Source organism: Streptomyces oryzae (genome assembly GCF_017676365.1).
Taxonomy (GTDB): domain Bacteria; phylum Actinomycetota; class Actinomycetes; order Streptomycetales; family Streptomycetaceae; genus Streptomyces; species Streptomyces oryzae.
Window position 1 is genome coordinate 1 of record NZ_JADKMA010000081.1, and the last position, 14,521, is coordinate 14,521.

The window sequence follows — 14,521 nt, forward strand, 5'->3', positions numbered from 1 at the left end:
GTGCCGAGAAGCTGACGGCGGGGGGCGGGGGGCAGGGCGCCGCCCCCCCGTCAGGCTTCCCGGTGCACCTTCGTGTTGGACGCCTGCGCGCGGGGGCGGACGACCAGCAGGTCGATGTTCACATGGCTCGGGCGGGTGACGGCCCAGGCGATGGTGTCCGCGACATCGTCGGCGGTCAGCGGCTCGGCCACGCCCGCGTACACCTTCGCCGCCTTCTCCTCGTCCCCGCGGAAGCGGGTCAGCGCGAACTCGTCGGTCTTCACCATGCCGGGCGCCACCTCGATCACGCGGACCGGGCTGCCGACGATCTCCAGCCGCAGCGTCTCCGCCAGCACATGCTGTGCGTGCTTGGCCGCGACGTAGCCGGCCCCGCCCTCGTAAGTCGCGTGCCCCGCGGTGGAGGAGAGGACCACGACGGTGCCGTCGCCGCTCGCGGTGAGTGCGGGCAGCAGGGCCTGGGTGACGTGCAGGGTGCCGATGACGTTCGTCTCGTACATCTGCCGCCAGTCCTCCGGGTCGCCGGAGGCCACCGGGTCGGCGCCCAGCGCACCGCCCGCGTTGTTCACCAGGACGTCCAGCGTGCCGAACCGGCCGGCGAACGCCTCGACCGCCGCCCGGTCCGTGACGTCCAGGGCGTACGCCTCGGCCTGGTGCCCCGCCTCGGTGAGCTCCTTCGCCAGGGCCGCGATGCGCTCCTCGCGGCGCGCCGTGAGCACGACCCGGTAGCCGGAGTCGGCGAGTCGGCGTGCGGTCGCGGCGCCGATGCCGCTGCTCGCTCCGGTGATGACGGCGGTACGGGCGGTGCGGGAGGAAGTGGCCTGCGCGGTGGCGCTCATGAACGCTCCTGGACGTTCCGGACGTGCGGTGGTCTTCGGCAAGGGTATGCCTGCGGGCCGGTCAGCCCAGCTGCGGGGAGGCCGGGGAGGCGGGGGAGACCGGGCCCGTCCTCACCCGGACGAGGACGGCGCCGTACGCGGCGAGCCACACCACCCACAGCAGCCAGCCCCCGAGACCGAGCAGTCCGAGGGGTCCGGCGTGGTCGATCACCAGCGGGGCGAGGGTCGCGGAGGTGAACAGCAGCGCCGCGGACAGCAGTCCCAGGGCGCCGTGCCACGGCCGGACGAGCCCGGCGCGCCGTCCGCCCACCGACAGGCCGACGAGAGCGAGCGCCAGGAAGGTGCCGTTGAGGGTGAACAGCGCGTCGTGCAGCGCCCAGAGGGCCGATGTCGCACTGGAGGCGTCCGCGGTGGTCGACGCGATGGCGAGGCGGATCGCGATGACCGCGGCGAAGGCGGCGTTCTGGAGGAGGATGCCGGCGAACCCGAGCAGTGACCACGCCTCGCCCCGTTCCCGCTCCGACCGGCGCATCGTGGCGACAGCGCCCGCGCCGAACAGCGTGGCCAGGGCCCAGGCAGCGGGAGTGAGCGCCGACCCGAGGCCCACCAGCTCGCCCTCCTCGCCGAAGAACGCGGTGACTTCGCCGATGCCGGCGCCGGTGCGTGGCAGACCGGCGGGGACCACGAGCACATTGCTCAGGACGATCAGGAAGGCGAAACCGAACGCGGCGATGCCGCCGAGCCGGGAGAAGCCGGGAGTGGCCGGCCGGACTTGTGGCTGCGTCTGACGTATCATGTATTCACTATAAGCACCGTAAAGCCAATAAGGGCTGAGCAGGCTGAGCAGTACGAGTCCAGAGGAGACCGCCATGACCGCGGAGCCGGGCCGCCGCCGTTACGACTCACTGCGCCGGACGGCGCAGGCGCAGGAGACCCGCGCGGACATCGCCCGCGCCGCCCGCCGGCTGTTCCTCTCCCGGGGGTGGGCGGCGACGACCGTACGGGACGTGGCGCGCGAGGCCGGGGTCTCCGTGCCGACCGTCTACGCCGCGTACGGCAACAAGACAGGGCTGGCCCGCGCGCTGGCCGACGCGGCGGACCTGTCGGCCGATGTCGCGCAACTGGTCGCGGAGCTGGAGGGCCCGGAGGCGGACCCGCCGGCGCAGCTGGCCGCGATGGCGGGCTATGACCGGCGGCTGTTCGAGCGCTCGGGCGACATCATCACGCTGGTCAGGGAAGCGGGGCGCACCGAGCCGGAGTTGGCGACGCTCTACCGCGACGGCCGCACCCGCGCCGACGACACCCGCGTACAGGTGTTCACCTCGTGGCCCGCCGGCGTCCTGCGGGCGGGTCTGGAGGTGCGGGCCGCCGTCGACATCTACGCGGCCCTGTGCAACATCGACGTCTACACCGAACTCACCGCCGAACGGGGCTGGAAGCCCGACCGGGTCGAGCAGTGGTGGAGCGCGGCGCTGGCCAGGGAACTGCTGGACTGACGCCGTGCCCCGGGGTCACCGGTCGCCGGTGACGAGGTCCTTGCGGAAGCACACCCGGTCCTGCCCGGGTCCGTCGTAGTCGCTGTGCACGGGGAGCCCGTCGATCTCGCGGTCCCCGGGCTCCAGGGCGAAGCCCATCGCGCGGTGGAAGGCGATGGAGCCGGAGTTCGCCGGCGAGGTGATCGCCCGCACTTCGGTGCGGCCCGCCTCGGCGGCGCGCCGGAAGAACGCCGCGTAGAGCGTGCGGGCGAGGCCCCGGCCCCGCAGCCGGGGGTCGACGCCCACGAAATGGACATACGCCTCCCGGTCGTTGTCGGCGGAATGGAAACCGACCAGGAACCCCTGGATGTCCCCGTCCTCCTCCAGCACCAGGCTGGTACCCGAGAAGAACTGCAGGAACAACCTCGGCAGCAGCAAGGACAGTTCACGGGCCTGCTCCGGGGTACGGGAGTCTCCCCACCACCGCTGCACGCAGGTGACGATCGTGCGGTGGTCGGAGATGTGGGCCTGGCGCAGTGCGGACATGCTTCCCTCTCGCTGCGGTTCAGTCGGCCGTCCGGAAAAGCCGAACCGTCACGGTACGGGAAACCCCCGGGCGGGATTCCGGGAGCCCTCCCTTCCGGCGCCGTTGCCGGGGCTGGAGAATTCAGAGATGGATCTGGACGACCGACTGGTGGGCCACTGGAGCAGCGTCCCGTTCAGCTACGGGGTGATGGAAGCCTCCGAACTGGGCCTGCTCGCCGACGGGCAGGGCTGGAGCTCGTGGTTCAACGCCGACGCTCTCTGTGTGACGCGGCTGCGCTGGAGGTGTCCGGAACCGGGGGTCCTGGAGCTGCACGCGCGGTGGAGCGTGCAGGGCACGCCCGGGGACGGGCCGGGCTCCCCGGCGTTCGCCACCATGGAACCGGCCGAACCGCTGGCCGAGGTCACCCGCCACCGCTACGTCCTCGGTCCCGTCGAACCCATGCCGGGCGCCGACCCCCTCGCGGCGGTCACCTTCGAGGAACCGGTCGAGTTCTGCCACCACTTCGCCGCCGGTCCGAAGGAGATCAGCGCCGAGGAGGACCCGACGTTCTCCGCCGTGCCGTACCAGTAGCGGCGCGCCGGGCCGCACCGTCCGGGAGGCGCCGGGCAGGCGACGGGCGTCAGTTCCCCGGGTCGTCGAGCGGGACCCCGAACCAGCGGACGGCGACCGGCCGGGTGCCCGGCGCGGCTTCGGGGTGGAGCTGCCGGAAGCGCTGCAGCAGCTCCAGATACGCATCGTGGAATTCCCGCAGTTCCTCACGGGTGAGATGGAGGGTGCTGCGGGAGCCGCACATCCACTCCTCCTCGTCGGACGGCCGGAGGGCGTAGCGGTGGGCCAGTTCGATGTCCTCCTCCATGTGCAGCCGGTCCAGCTCGCCGACGACGGCGCGTTCGGCCGCCGTCAGGTCCGCGCGGGGAGGGCGCCGCACGTCCAGGCCGCGCACTCCGCGCCACCAGCGTTCCCGGCCGCCTGAGGAGTGCTCGGGGTCGTCCTCGATGAATCCGGCGCTCTCCAGCTGGCGCAGGTGATAGCTGAGCGTCCCGGTGTTCTCGCCGAGCACGGCGGCGAGCGCGGTGGCCGTCGCGGGGCCCTCGGCGGCCAGTCGGCGAAGGATTCTGAGGCGCAGCGGGTGGGCCAGCGCCTTGAGGGTGGCGGGATCGCTGACGGTGCGGCGCGACTGGGGGGAGGAGGTGTGGCTGTCCTCTTCCGGAGACTGGGTCATGGGTCGAGCGTATCGCAGATGTTTCTCTGCAGAACTTCCTCTGCAGAATTTTCTCTGCAATGCTGCCTTCCCAGTGGGCCGGTCCCTGGTGCCCACCCGAGCACTCAGGACGGACACATGGCTCAAGAAGCGGTCACGCTGCGGCACGTCACCCGCCGGTACGGCACCGGGCCCGGCGCGGTCACAGCGCTTGACGAGGTCTCACTCGGCTTCCGGCACGGCACGTTCACCGCCGTGATGGGGCCTTCGGGCTCCGGCAAGTCGACGCTGCTGCAGTGCGCGGCCGGGCTCGACCGGCCCTCGTCGGGCTCGGTCACCGTGGGCGGGACCGAGCTGACGGGGCTGAGCGAGACCCGGCTGACGCTGCTGCGCCGCGAACACATCGGCTTCGTCTTCCAGAACTTCAACTTGCTGCCGTCCCTGACCGCCGGGCAGAACGTGGCGCTCCCGCTTCGGCTCGCCGGCCGCCGGCCCTCAGCGGCGCGGGTGCGCGAAGCGCTGGGGCGCGTCGGGCTCGAGGGGCGGATACGGCACCGGCCTTCGGAGCTGTCCGGCGGCCAGCAGCAGCGGGTCGCCCTGGCCCGCGCCCTGATCACCCGCCCCCAGGTGCTCTTCGGGGACGAACCCACCGGGGCCCTGGACTCCCGGACGAGCCGCGCGGTCCTCACGCTGCTGCGCGACATGGTCCGCCGCGAGGGGCGCACGACCGTGATGGTCACCCACGATCCGGTCGCCGCCTCCTATGCGGACCGCGTGGTCTTCCTCGTCGACGGACGCGTCAACGGCGAACTGGCTCAGGCGTCCGCGCAGGACATCGCCGCGTATCTGGGGAAGCTGGAGGCCGCGCCGTGCTGAGCTCCGCACTGACCACGCTGCGCGCCCGGTGGGCCGGCTTCGCCGGCAGCTTCGTCGCACTCGCGCTCGGGGTGGGGCTGCTCACGGTCATGGGGCTGGCACTGGCCTCCTCGCTGGATGTGCCGGAGCGGAAGCCGGAGAGATTCGCCGCGGCCCCCGCCGTCGTCAAGGGCGCCGACACCCTGCGGGTGCCCACCGCGATCGGCGACCGCGTGCACAAGCTGGCGCAGCCCCGGCCGGTCCCGGACCGGGTGAAGGCACGGTTGCGGAGACTCGGACCGGTGGTGGAGGACCGGTCGTTCGGCGTACGGGCAGCAGGCGGCCCGCGGGACCTGGTCGGCCACCCCTGGTCCACCGCCGCGTTCGCGTCGTACCACCTCAAGGAGGGCCGCGCACCCCGCGCCGCCGACGAGGTGGTCGTCAGCGACGACTGGGCAGAGCGGGGCGCAGCCCGGATACGGCCGGGGGAGCGGCTGCGCACCGACCGGGGAGGTGCACGCGTCGTCGGAGTCGTCGGCGGCCTCGGCTTCGAGAACGCCGTCTTCTACACCGACCGGCGGGCTGCCGAACTCTCGCCGCACAGCGTCCAGTTGGTGGTCCGCACCAACGACACGGCAGCGGTGCGCGCGGCGGTACGCGGCGCAGATGGCGCGCGGGTCCTCACGGGGGACGCCCGTCGCCTCGCCGACGCCGACCCCGAGCGGGACGGTGAGGCCGTCGTCGCGATGAACGCCATGTTCGGTACGGCCGGTGGAGTCGCCGCTTTCGTCTCGGTGTTCGTGGTGGCCTCCACCTTCGCGTTCGCCGTCGCACAGCGCCGCCGCGAGTTCGGGCTGCTGCGCATGGCGGGGGCGACCCCGGTCCAGGTCCGCCGCACGGTTCTCTTCGAGGCGCTGCTCATCGGCGTCCTCGCGTCGGCAGCCGGCTGTGTGCTCGGCGCCTACGCGGCACCCCAGCTCGCCGAGTGGGTGGTCGAGGAGGAGCTGGCACCCCGCTGGTTCACCGTCCAGCACCACAACTGGCCGTTCCATGTCGCCTTCTGGACGGGCTTGCTGGTGGCACTGGCCGGGGCGGTCGCTGCGGCCTGGCGGGCCGGCCGCACCCCGCCGGCCGAGGCGCTGCGGGAAGCCTCCGTCGACACCCGCACGATGACATGGGGCCGTGCGCTGGGCGGCGGAGCCCTGCTGCTGGCCGCCGTCGTGACCCTCGCCTTCTCGCTGGCGACCGATCCCGGTGAGCTGCTGCACCGCAAGACGTATGTCCTCAGGCCCATGCTGCTGATCGCCGGGGTGGCGCTGCTGGCACCGCTGGTGGTGCGCCCGCTGACCCTGCTGCTCGCCTGGCTCCCGGCCCGGCTGCCGGGCGCCGGAGGGATGCTGATGCGGGAGAACGCCGCAACCGGCATCAGACGTACGGCGGCTGTCGCGGCTCCGGTCCTGGTGACCGTGGCGCTGGCGGGCTCGCTCCTGGGAGCCACCGAGACACTGAACGAGGCGAAGGTCACCGAGGAGCGCTCCCGGACCGCCGCCGACTTCGTCGTCACCTCGGCCGGACCGGACGGCTTCGGCCGGGCGACGCTCCGGCGGCTGCACCGGGTCGCCGGCACCGAGGTCTCCGCGACCTCGTCCACGACCGTCCACACCCTGGAGGAGGGGGTGGCGCTCATCGAATCCCCCGCACGGGCCGGCGACCCGGCCCGGCTCCGGGCCACCGTCCGGCTGCCGCTCGCGGCCGGGAAACTGAGCGACCTGGACGACGACTCGGTCATCGTCAACGAGGAGTGGGCGCACCACAAGGTGGGCGAGCGTGTGACGGTCTGGCTCGGGGACGGCACCAGGAAAACACTGCGGATCGCCGCCGTCATGACCACCGGCACCGGCGACAACGGCGTCTACGTCACCCCGCACAACGCCCGCCGCGCGCCGGTCGACCGCGTCGATGTACGGCTGCGGAACGGCGCCGAGGCAGCGGCGGTGGCGGCCGGGCTCAGAGAGGCGGTCGGGCAGTCCGGGGCCCGGGTACACACCGCGCGGGAGTGGGTACGGGCCGCCCGCCCCGCGGCCAACCGCACGACGCGGGCGGGCCTTTTTCTCGTACTCGGGATCGCCCTGCTGTACACGGGCATCGCGCTGGCCAACACCATGGTCATGTCCACCTCCGACCGCGTACGTGAACTGGCCCTGCTGCGGCTGACCGGCGCCACCCGGTGGCAGGTACTGCGGACCGTGGCGGCCGAGGCCGCGATGGTGGTCGCGGTCGGCGGAGCGCTGGGGACCGCCGTCGCCGGGCTCAACCTGGCGGGCATGTGGGGTGCCCTGGGCCTGCTGTCGGTGCGGCCCCCGATCCAGCTGCCCTGGGCAGCACTCGGCGGGGTACTGGCCGCCTGTGCGGCGGTTGCCGTGTCCAGCGCCGCAGCTTCCGCCGCCCTGTCCATGCGCCGACGACCTGCCGAACTGGCGGGCGCCCGCGGGTAGTCGGACACGCGCCCCGAAGGGGCGCGGGGAACTGCGCGAGGAACCACAATGCAGCCGCAGTCGCACGCGCAGGGAAGAGGACCCTTCGGCGGCGTACCCGACCAGGGGGCCGGGCCCTGGTCGGGAGGCGCACCGGTGGCGCTCAGTCGCCGACTGCCTCCGCCTCCGCCCGCAGTACACGGTCCGGCCGCAGCGGCAGATCGCGGTGGCGTACGCCGGTCGCGTGCCAGGCCGCGTTGGAGATCGCCGCGGCGACGCCCACGATCCCGATCTCCCCGATGCCCTTGATCCCGACGGGGTCGTCGGGGACCGGGTCCTCCAGCCAGTCCGCCTCGATCAGCGGGACGTCGGCGTTGGCGGCGACGTGGTAGCTCGCGAAGTCCGCGCCGAGCTGGCTGCCCGACGCCTCGTCCCGTACCGCTTCCTCGTGCAGGGCCATGGAGATGCCCCACGTCATCCCGCCGATGAGTTGGCTGCGTGCGGTGAGCGGGTTGACGATACGGCCCGCCGCGAAGATGCCCAGCATGCGGCGCACCCGGATCTCACCCGTGGCCACGTCGACGGCGACCTCGGCGAACTGTGCCCCGAAGGAGTGCCGTTCCTTCTTGGCGAGCTCGGCGAGCAGCCCTGCGGTGTCCGTGCGGGCCGTGATGCCCTCGGGCGGGATCTCGCCGTCCGCCAGAGCCAGTCGGCCGCGCAGCTCGCCGACGGCGGAGGTGACGGCCAGCGCCCAGGAGCGGGTGCCCATCGAGCCGCCGGCGACCCAGGCGGGCCCGAAGTCGCTGTCGCCGATCCGGACATCGACCCGCTCGGGCGCCACATCGAGTGCTTCGGCGGCGATCAAAGTGAGGGCGGTGCGGGCTCCGGTGCCGACGTCCGCCGCGGAGATCCGTACGGTGAAAGTGCCGTCCGCCTCTGCCGTCACGGAAGCCGTGGAGGGTGCGGCGCCCGACGGGTAGGTGGCGGCAGCGGTTCCGGTGCCGAGCAGCCAGCGGCCCTCGCGCCGCATGCGGGGCCGCGGATCGCGCTCGGCCCAGCCGAACCGCCGGGCGCCCTCCTCGAAGCAGCCGAGCAGATTGCGGCTGCTGAAGGGGAGCCCGGACAGCGGGCCGACGGCCGGCTCGTTGCGGGCCCGCAGCGCGATCGGGTCCATACCCAGCCGTTCGGCCAGCTCGTCCAGGGCCGACTCCACCGCGAAGGAGCCCGGTGCTTCGCCGGGTGCCCGCATCCAGGTCGGGGTGGGCATGTCCACATCGACCAGCCGGTGCACGGTGTGGTGTGCCCGGGCGTCGTACAGCACACGTCCCAGCGCCGCGCTCGTCTCCACGAAGGGCCGCAGTGTCGAGGTGAGGTTGAGCGCCTCGTGCCCGAACGCGCGCAGCCGCCCGTCAGCGTCGGCGCCGAGCCGGACCCGTTGCGCGGTGGGGCTGCGGTAGCCGGTGACCGCGAACGTCTGGCGCCGGGTCAGCGCGAGCCGTACGGGCCGTTGCAGCACCGTCGCCGCCATCGCGGCGGCCACCTGGTGCGGCCGTACGCCCTTGGAGCCGAAGGCGCCGCCGATGTGCTCGGAGCGCACCCGTACCGAGGAGGGGTCCAGCGAGAAGAGTTTGGCCAGCTCGTCGGCGACCCACATGGAGCCCTGGTTGGAGTCGACGACCTCCAGCCGTCCTCCCTCCCAGCGGGCGGTGGCGGCGTGCGGCTCCATGGCGCTGTGGTGCTGCTCGGGGGTGGTGTAGGAGGCGTCAACCACGACGGAGGAGGCGGCGAGTTCGGCCTCCAGGTCGCCCTTGGTCGCCACCGCGCCGCCGTCCTCGGGGACGTAGGCGTCGGGCCGGCCGGCGTGGAAGGCGACGTCGTGCGGCTCCTCGACGTACTCGACAACGAGCGATTCGGCCGCCTCCCGGGCCTGCTCGGGCGTCTCGGCGACCACCAGCGCCACGGGCCAGCCCGCGTGCGGCACCCGGTCGTGCTGGAAGAGCGCGACGGTGGGATCGGGCGCGCCGAGCATGGAGGCGTAGTCGGTCGTCAGGCGCGGGGCGTTGCCGTGGTGCAGCACGGCCAGCACGCCGGGCATGGCGCGTACGGCCTCCTCGCCCACCTTGCGGACGCGGCCACGGGCGACGGTCGAGAGCACCAGCCAGCTGTGCACCAGTTGATCGAACGGCTGCTCGCTCGCATAGCGGGCGGCGCCGGTCACCTTGTCCCGGCCCTCGACGCGGGTGTGTGCGGCACCGACGGTCGGGGGCTGTGCCGTGGTGGTCATCGGGCGGTCTCCTCGGCCAGTTCGGTGAGCAGGGACACAACGAGGTTGCGGATCAGGGGCACCTTGTAGGCGTTCTGGTCGAGCACCTGCGCCGCGGCCAGCTCGGCGTCGGCGGCCTCGGCGAACGCCGCACCGACGGCGGGCTGCCCGCGCAGCACCCGCTCGGCGGTACTGGCCCGCCACGGCCGGGAGGCGACGGCGCCGAACGCCAGCCGTATCTCGCGGACCACCCCGTCGGCGACGTCGAGCGCCGCGGCTGCCGAGCCGATGGCGAAGGCGTACGAGGCCCGTTCGCGGACCTTGCGGTAGCGCGAGTGTGCCGCGACCGGAGCGGGTGGCAGCGTGACGGCCGTGATCAGGGCGCCGGGGGGCAGCGCGGTCTCCAGGTGCGGGGTGTCGCCCACCGGCAGATAGAAGTCGGCCAGGGGCAACTCGCCGCCGCCCGCTGCGGACTCGTACGCGACGACGGCGTCGAACGCGGCCAGCGCGACACCCATGTCCGACGGGTGTACGGCCACGCAGTGCTCGGAGGCGCCGAGGATCGCGTGGTTGCGGTGCTCGCCGGTGGCGGCCGGGCAGCCGGAGCCGGGTTCCCGCTTGTTGCAGGGGAAGGAGGTGTCGGTGAAGTAGGCGCAGCGGGTGCGCTGGAGGAGATTGCCGCCGACCGTCGCCATGTTGCGCAGCTGCCCCGAGGCCCCGGCCAGCACTGCCTGCGCCAGCGCCGGGTAGCGGCGCCGCACCTCCGGGTGGGCGGCCAGCTCGCTGTTGGTGACCGTGGCGCCGATGCGCAGCCCGCCGTCGTCGGTGGACTCGATGCGGCCCAGCGGCAGTTCCCGCACGTCGACAAGGCGTCCCGGCCGCTCCACCCCGGTCTTCATCAGATCGACGAGATTGGTGCCCCCGCCCAGCCAGCGGGCGTCGGGGTCCGTCTCCAGCAGCGCGACGGCACTGCTCACATCGGTGGCGCGCTCGTAGCTGAACTCCCTCACGCGGCGGACTCCTCAGTGGTCTCGGCGGCCTGCCCGGCGGCCTTGGCGACGGCCTGGACGATCGGCACGTAGGCGCCGCAGCGGCACAGATTGCCGCTCATGCGCTCCCGGATCTCCTCGGGCGTCAGAGCCGGCGGACCCGCCTCGGGCCGTACGTCGTCGGTGGCGGCGCTCGGCCAGCCCGCCGCGTGCTCGTCCAGTACCGCGAGCGCCGAACAGATCTGGCCGGGGGTGCAGTAGCCGCACTGGAACCCGTCGAGGTCGAGGAACGCCTGCTGCACCGGGTGCAGTTCGTCACCCTCCGCGAGGCCCTCGATGGTGGTGACGGCCCGGCCCTCGGTGGCGACCGCGAGTTGCAGGCAGGCGACGATACGGCGGCCGTCGACCAGGACCGTGCAGGCGCCGCACTGCCCCTGGTCGCAGCCCTTCTTCGTACCGGTCAGATCGAGGCGCTCGCGCAGTACGTCGAGCAGGGTGGTGCGGTGGTCGACCGTGAGCGTGTGCGGTTCTCCGTTGATGGTCAGCGTGATCGGACTTGCGGTGGCTTGAGCCATGTGCGGCTTCTTCTTTCGCGAGTGCGGTGCGCGGGTTGCGTGCGTTCCTTGCGTGCGCAGCTTGCGTGTGCTTTGTCCTGCGGGTGCTCTGCCTTGGGTGCGCGGCTTCGTCGCGTGGTGCGGCGAGGCGATGTGCGGACGATGTACGGACAGCGGCCCGCCGCCCCGACGCGTCCGCCGCTATGGTGAGAGGTCAGGAAACGGACAGCAGTCCGATCTACCGTCATGAAACGTAGAGGACAGTTGTCCGGTTCGCAAGACAGATCCGCAACACGCCGTCGCGCACCCGCAGCACAGCGCCGGGGCGGAAGAAGGCCGGGGGCGGAAGAGGACGGAAGGAGGACCCGTGGGGCACGACAAGCCCGGCACCCGGCTGCGCTCGGACGCGCAGCGCAACCGCGAGCGCATCCTGGAGGTGGCGCTCGCCGAGCTGACGCACGCGGCGGACGCGCCGCTGAGCGCCATCGCGAAGAAGGCGGGCGTCGGCCAGGGCACCTTCTACCGCCACTTTCCCAACCGCGAGGCCCTCGTCCTCCAGGTCTACCGCTACGAGATGCAGCAGGTGGCCGCCGCCGCTGAGCAGCTGCTGTGCACCCGGCCGCCCGACCGGGCGCTGCGCGAGTGGATGGACCGGCTCGCCCAGTACGCCATGGCCAAGGCCGGGCTGGCCGAAGCCCTGCGCACGGCCACCACCAATCCGCGGGGGACCCTGGCCGGGCTCGGGCACGGGCCGTTGACCGAGGCCGTCACCTGCCTGCTGGCGGCCAACGAGCGGGCCGGCACCATCCGTTCCGGGGTGACCCCGCAGGACTTCCTGCTCGCCATCTCGGGGCTGTGGCAGATCGACCCGCACGACGACTGGCAGGCGCGGGCCGGGCGCCTTCTGGACCTGGTGATGGACGGCCTGCGCGCCGGCGCGCCGGGGCGTCCCGCCACGGACGATGAGGCCGGGCCGTCCCGCCACTGACGATGAGGGGCTGCCCCTTGCTGATGTTTGCGGTCTGCGGGTTGTTTGTGGCTTGTCGCGCAGTTCCCCAAGCCCCTGAATGGCTCCCCGTGAAGCTTGGGCAGTCTGCTCCCCCAAGCTCTTCGAGCAGGGGGTACCCCCAGGGCGCAGGGTGGGCAAGCGCAGCCCCCCTTGCCGGGTACGCGAGATCCGAGGTTCCGCGTCACCACTTGAGAGCGGTCACCGTGAATTTCCCGCCGCACACCCGCGGCTCGTCCGTCTCGGCGATCAGGGGCTGGCCCGAGCCGGGTGGGTACACCTTCACGGAGTGCGGCCGCTCCAGGCAGGGGCCGTCGGCGGTACGCAGCGTGGAGAGGGCGCGGGTGCTGGGCTGCAGGACGACGGTCTTCCCGGTCCCGCCATCGTGGGTTGCGGCCTTGCCGATGGCGCTGCCGTCCTTCGCCGCCAAGGACACCCGGGGGTAGCCCTTGAGGGTGCAGGCGTCGTTGGTCCGGTTCTTCAGCGCCAGCTCGTAGGAGGGGCCGTCCGCCGTATCCGCACGGCGCTCCACCGCCACGGTCAGGTCCCTGGCGGCGCAGCGCGGTGTGCCTCCCCCGCTCTTCTCCTCAGCGGCCCGGGACGGGGCCGGTGCGGTCGTGGTGGGGGACGCCCTGCGGTCTCTGTCGCCGTCGTGGTCGCCGCTCCCGCACGCCGTGGCCCCCGCGAACAGCACCGCTGTTCCCACTGCCGCCACTGCGCACCGCCACGCTCCGCCGCCCCGGCGGCCGGAGGCGTTCGCTGCTGCTGATCGTCCGCGTGTCATGATCCGCTCCTGCCCTGTTCCGGTCCGATCAGTTCCGGTCCGATCAGACCTTCGCCGCTCAGACCGCCATCACCCGGGGGCCCGGGGTGCCGCGGTCGGGCTCGCCGCCGTAGGCGTGCCAGGCCGTGGCCAGCCGGTGCACCGCCTCGGTGAGCGTCCCGGGCGCCGCGCAGAAGTGGAGGCGGATGAACTCCTGGCTGCCGCCCGCCGCGTCCAGTCCGCCGCCGGGCAGTACCGCGACGCCATGGCGGAGTGCCGTCTGTGTGAAGGAGTCGCCGTCACCGTGGGGGAGGCGCGCCCACAGGGTCTGACCGCCGGTGACGGCCGGGACCCGCCACTGCGGCAGCTGCCGCGCCAGTTCGGCACGCAGATGGTCATGGCTGGCCTGCCGGTCAGCCGCTGTGTCCTGGCACAACGTCTCCAGCTGAGGGAGCAGTTCGGCGGCGGCGACTTGAGCTGAGAAGTCCCCGCCGAGGTCGTGCACCGCCCGGAGCCGGGCGAGACGGCTGATGACGGGCCGTGCGGCCCGTATCCAGCCGACGCGCAGCCCGCCCCAGACGCTTTTGCTGAGCGAGCCGACCGAGATCACCGTGCGGCCGAACGCAGCGAGCGGCGGGGGCACGTCCTGCCCGGGAAAGGACAGGTGGGCGAGGACTTCGTCGTCGATGAGCGGAATGTCGGCATCGGCTGCTGCCGCGGCCAGCCGACGGCGCGCCAATGACGGCAGCACGTTGCCGGTCGGATTGTGGTGGCTGGAGATGACGTAGCCGAGCTCCGGGCGCCGGCCGGGCGTACGTATCCGTGACTCGAAGCCGTCCAGGCCGACGGGGAGCGTGTGCAGGGACGCGGCGTGTTCGCGGAAGGCCTCCAGCGCACCGGGGTAGGTGGGCGCCTCCACCAGCACCGTGCCGCCCGGCTGGACGAAGGCGCGGGCGAGCAGGGACAGGGCCTGCTGACCACCGTTGGTGATCACGACCTGCTCCGGATCGGTCGGTACGCCGCGCCGTGTGTAGAGGTCGGCGACGGCGCCGCGCAGCGGCCAGTGGCCCGACGGGTGGTATCCCATGTCGCCCTCCACGGCGGACAGTTGGGACAGCGCCCGTTCATAAGCGGACTGCAGCATCGGCGGAGGCGAGGTGGGCGCTGCGCACGCCAGCAGGATGACGTCGTCGTCCCGGGGCTCCAGCAGGTGCAGAAAGACCGGCGCGGTCGTCGCCTCCCGGGGCCCGGGGCGGGACGGCCCGGCCACCCGTGTGCCGCTTCCCCGCCGCCGGACGATCCGGCCCTCCACGCTCAACTGTTCGTAAGCTGCCACGATGGTCCCGCGCCCGACCGCGAGCGTGGCCGCCAGCGTACGGTCGGGCGGCAGCGGGGTGCCGGGCGGTAGTTCGCCTTCGTCGACAAGGCGCCGCAGCCGGGCGGCGAGCAGCAGATACAGCGGCCCGCGGCCGGCCGACCACCGGCCCAGGCGGTCGGCCAGCTCGGCCGGTCCCATCGGCATGATCGCGGTCTTTCGGTCCAGAGGGAGTGGGCGCGG

At 73.0% G+C, this 14,521-nt stretch carries 14 protein-coding genes; 5 read left to right on the forward strand and 9 right to left on the reverse strand.

Features of this window, described 5'->3' with window-relative positions; translation table 11 throughout:
• Window positions 1-50: 50 nt before the first annotated feature.
• Together ITI46_RS17245 and ITI46_RS17250 are read right to left on the reverse strand one after the other, a co-directional pair.
• Entirely contained in the window at window positions 51-836 is a 786-nt protein-coding gene (locus tag ITI46_RS17245; RefSeq protein WP_209240454.1) for an SDR family NAD(P)-dependent oxidoreductase, read from the reverse strand.
• Between the two features lie 61 nt (window positions 837-897).
• On the reverse strand, window positions 898-1,632 hold the full coding sequence (locus ITI46_RS17250; RefSeq protein ID WP_247746133.1) for a 2-oxoglutarate/malate transporter: 735 nt from the start codon (window positions 1,630-1,632) through the stop codon (window positions 898-900).
• Between the two features lie 73 nt (window positions 1,633-1,705).
• Between ITI46_RS17250 and ITI46_RS17255 the strand changes: the two genes are divergently transcribed.
• The gene (locus ITI46_RS17255) at window positions 1,706-2,332 is read left to right on the forward strand and encodes a TetR/AcrR family transcriptional regulator (RefSeq protein WP_209240455.1); all 627 of its coding nucleotides are present in this window, start codon (window positions 1,706-1,708) and stop codon (window positions 2,330-2,332) included.
• A 15-nt stretch (window positions 2,333-2,347) separates the two neighbouring features.
• Here the strand turns inward: ITI46_RS17255 and ITI46_RS17260 are convergent, their stop codons facing one another.
• Window positions 2,348-2,857: a GNAT family N-acetyltransferase gene (locus ITI46_RS17260; protein ID WP_209240456.1), complete on the reverse strand. Its 510-nt coding sequence runs from the start codon at window positions 2,855-2,857 to the stop codon at window positions 2,348-2,350.
• Window positions 2,858-2,984: 127 nt separating this feature from the next.
• Between ITI46_RS17260 and ITI46_RS17265 the strand changes: the two genes are divergently transcribed.
• A complete protein-coding gene (locus ITI46_RS17265; protein WP_209240457.1) occupies window positions 2,985-3,428 on the forward strand; it encodes a hypothetical protein in 444 nt (147 codons plus the stop codon).
• Between the two features lie 49 nt (window positions 3,429-3,477).
• On the opposite strand, the gene ITI46_RS17270 is transcribed toward ITI46_RS17265, so the two are convergent.
• On the reverse strand, window positions 3,478-4,080 hold the full coding sequence (locus ITI46_RS17270) for a helix-turn-helix domain-containing protein (protein WP_209240458.1): 603 nt from the start codon (window positions 4,078-4,080) through the stop codon (window positions 3,478-3,480).
• Window positions 4,081-4,197: 117 nt separating this feature from the next.
• Between ITI46_RS17270 and ITI46_RS17275 the strand changes: the two genes are divergently transcribed.
• Both ITI46_RS17275 and ITI46_RS17280 read left to right on the forward strand, forming a co-directional pair.
• On the forward strand, window positions 4,198-4,935 hold the full coding sequence (locus tag ITI46_RS17275; RefSeq protein WP_209240459.1) for an ABC transporter ATP-binding protein: 738 nt from the start codon (window positions 4,198-4,200) through the stop codon (window positions 4,933-4,935).
• The gene (locus tag ITI46_RS17280) at window positions 4,929-7,409 is read left to right on the forward strand and encodes an ABC transporter permease (RefSeq protein WP_209240460.1); all 2,481 of its coding nucleotides are present in this window, start codon (window positions 4,929-4,931) and stop codon (window positions 7,407-7,409) included. Before ITI46_RS17275 ends, ITI46_RS17280 begins: the two co-directional genes overlap by 7 nt.
• A gap of 142 nt (window positions 7,410-7,551) precedes the next feature.
• Here the strand turns inward: ITI46_RS17280 and ITI46_RS17285 are convergent, their stop codons facing one another.
• From ITI46_RS17285 to ITI46_RS17295, 3 genes are read right to left on the reverse strand one after another with little or no spacing between them, the layout of a single operon-like run.
• Complete coding sequence (locus ITI46_RS17285) at window positions 7,552-9,672, reverse strand: xanthine dehydrogenase family protein molybdopterin-binding subunit (RefSeq protein ID WP_209240461.1); 2,121 nt, start codon at window positions 9,670-9,672, stop codon at window positions 7,552-7,554.
• On the reverse strand, window positions 9,669-10,661 hold the full coding sequence (locus ITI46_RS17290; protein ID WP_209240462.1) for an FAD binding domain-containing protein: 993 nt from the start codon (window positions 10,659-10,661) through the stop codon (window positions 9,669-9,671). The genes ITI46_RS17285 and ITI46_RS17290 overlap by 4 nt, the downstream gene beginning before the upstream one ends.
• Window positions 10,658-11,215: a (2Fe-2S)-binding protein gene (locus ITI46_RS17295; RefSeq protein ID WP_209240463.1), complete on the reverse strand. Its 558-nt coding sequence runs from the start codon at window positions 11,213-11,215 to the stop codon at window positions 10,658-10,660. The genes ITI46_RS17290 and ITI46_RS17295 overlap by 4 nt, the downstream gene beginning before the upstream one ends.
• A 346-nt stretch (window positions 11,216-11,561) precedes the next feature.
• Here ITI46_RS17295 and ITI46_RS17300 point away from each other — a divergent pair, with 346 nt between their 5' ends.
• The gene (locus tag ITI46_RS17300; protein ID WP_209240464.1) at window positions 11,562-12,182 is read left to right on the forward strand and encodes a TetR/AcrR family transcriptional regulator; all 621 of its coding nucleotides are present in this window, start codon (window positions 11,562-11,564) and stop codon (window positions 12,180-12,182) included.
• A gap of 202 nt (window positions 12,183-12,384) precedes the next feature.
• Here the strand turns inward: ITI46_RS17300 and ITI46_RS17305 are convergent, their stop codons facing one another.
• Window positions 12,385-12,984 carry a DUF4232 domain-containing protein gene (locus ITI46_RS17305; protein ID WP_209240465.1) on the reverse strand — a complete coding sequence of 200 codons (600 nt, stop codon included), beginning with the start codon at window positions 12,982-12,984 and terminating at the stop codon, window positions 12,385-12,387.
• Between the two features lie 58 nt (window positions 12,985-13,042).
• Window positions 13,043-14,485 carry an aminotransferase-like domain-containing protein gene (locus ITI46_RS17310; protein WP_247746134.1) on the reverse strand — a complete coding sequence of 481 codons (1,443 nt, stop codon included), beginning with the start codon at window positions 14,483-14,485 and terminating at the stop codon, window positions 13,043-13,045.
• Between the last annotated feature and the right edge of the window lie 36 nt (window positions 14,486-14,521).

Excerpts from the sequence above, each read along its gene's own strand:
- ITI46_RS17275 (WP_209240459.1), top strand. The coding sequence starts at position 4,198 with ATGGCTCAAGAAGCGGTCACGCTGCGGCACGTCACCCGCCGGTACGGC.
- ITI46_RS17255 (WP_209240455.1), top strand. The coding sequence starts at position 1,706 with ATGACCGCGGAGCCGGGCCGCCGCCGTTACGACTCACTGCGCCGGACG.
- ITI46_RS17250 (WP_247746133.1), bottom strand. The coding sequence starts at position 1,632 with ATGATACGTCAGACGCAGCCACAAGTCCGGCCGGCCACTCCCGGCTTC.
- ITI46_RS17310 (WP_247746134.1), bottom strand. The coding sequence starts at position 14,485 with ATGCCGATGGGACCGGCCGAGCTGGCCGACCGCCTGGGCCGGTGGTCG.
- ITI46_RS17295 (WP_209240463.1), bottom strand. The coding sequence starts at position 11,215 with ATGGCTCAAGCCACCGCAAGTCCGATCACGCTGACCATCAACGGAGAA.
- ITI46_RS17305 (WP_209240465.1), bottom strand. The coding sequence starts at position 12,984 with ATGACACGCGGACGATCAGCAGCAGCGAACGCCTCCGGCCGCCGGGGC.
- ITI46_RS17265 (WP_209240457.1), top strand. The coding sequence starts at position 2,985 with ATGGATCTGGACGACCGACTGGTGGGCCACTGGAGCAGCGTCCCGTTC.
- ITI46_RS17260 (WP_209240456.1), bottom strand. The coding sequence starts at position 2,857 with ATGTCCGCACTGCGCCAGGCCCACATCTCCGACCACCGCACGATCGTC.
- ITI46_RS17270 (WP_209240458.1), bottom strand. The coding sequence starts at position 4,080 with ATGACCCAGTCTCCGGAAGAGGACAGCCACACCTCCTCCCCCCAGTCG.
- ITI46_RS17285 (WP_209240461.1), bottom strand. The coding sequence starts at position 9,672 with ATGACCACCACGGCACAGCCCCCGACCGTCGGTGCCGCACACACCCGC.
- ITI46_RS17245 (WP_209240454.1), bottom strand. The coding sequence starts at position 836 with ATGAGCGCCACCGCGCAGGCCACTTCCTCCCGCACCGCCCGTACCGCC.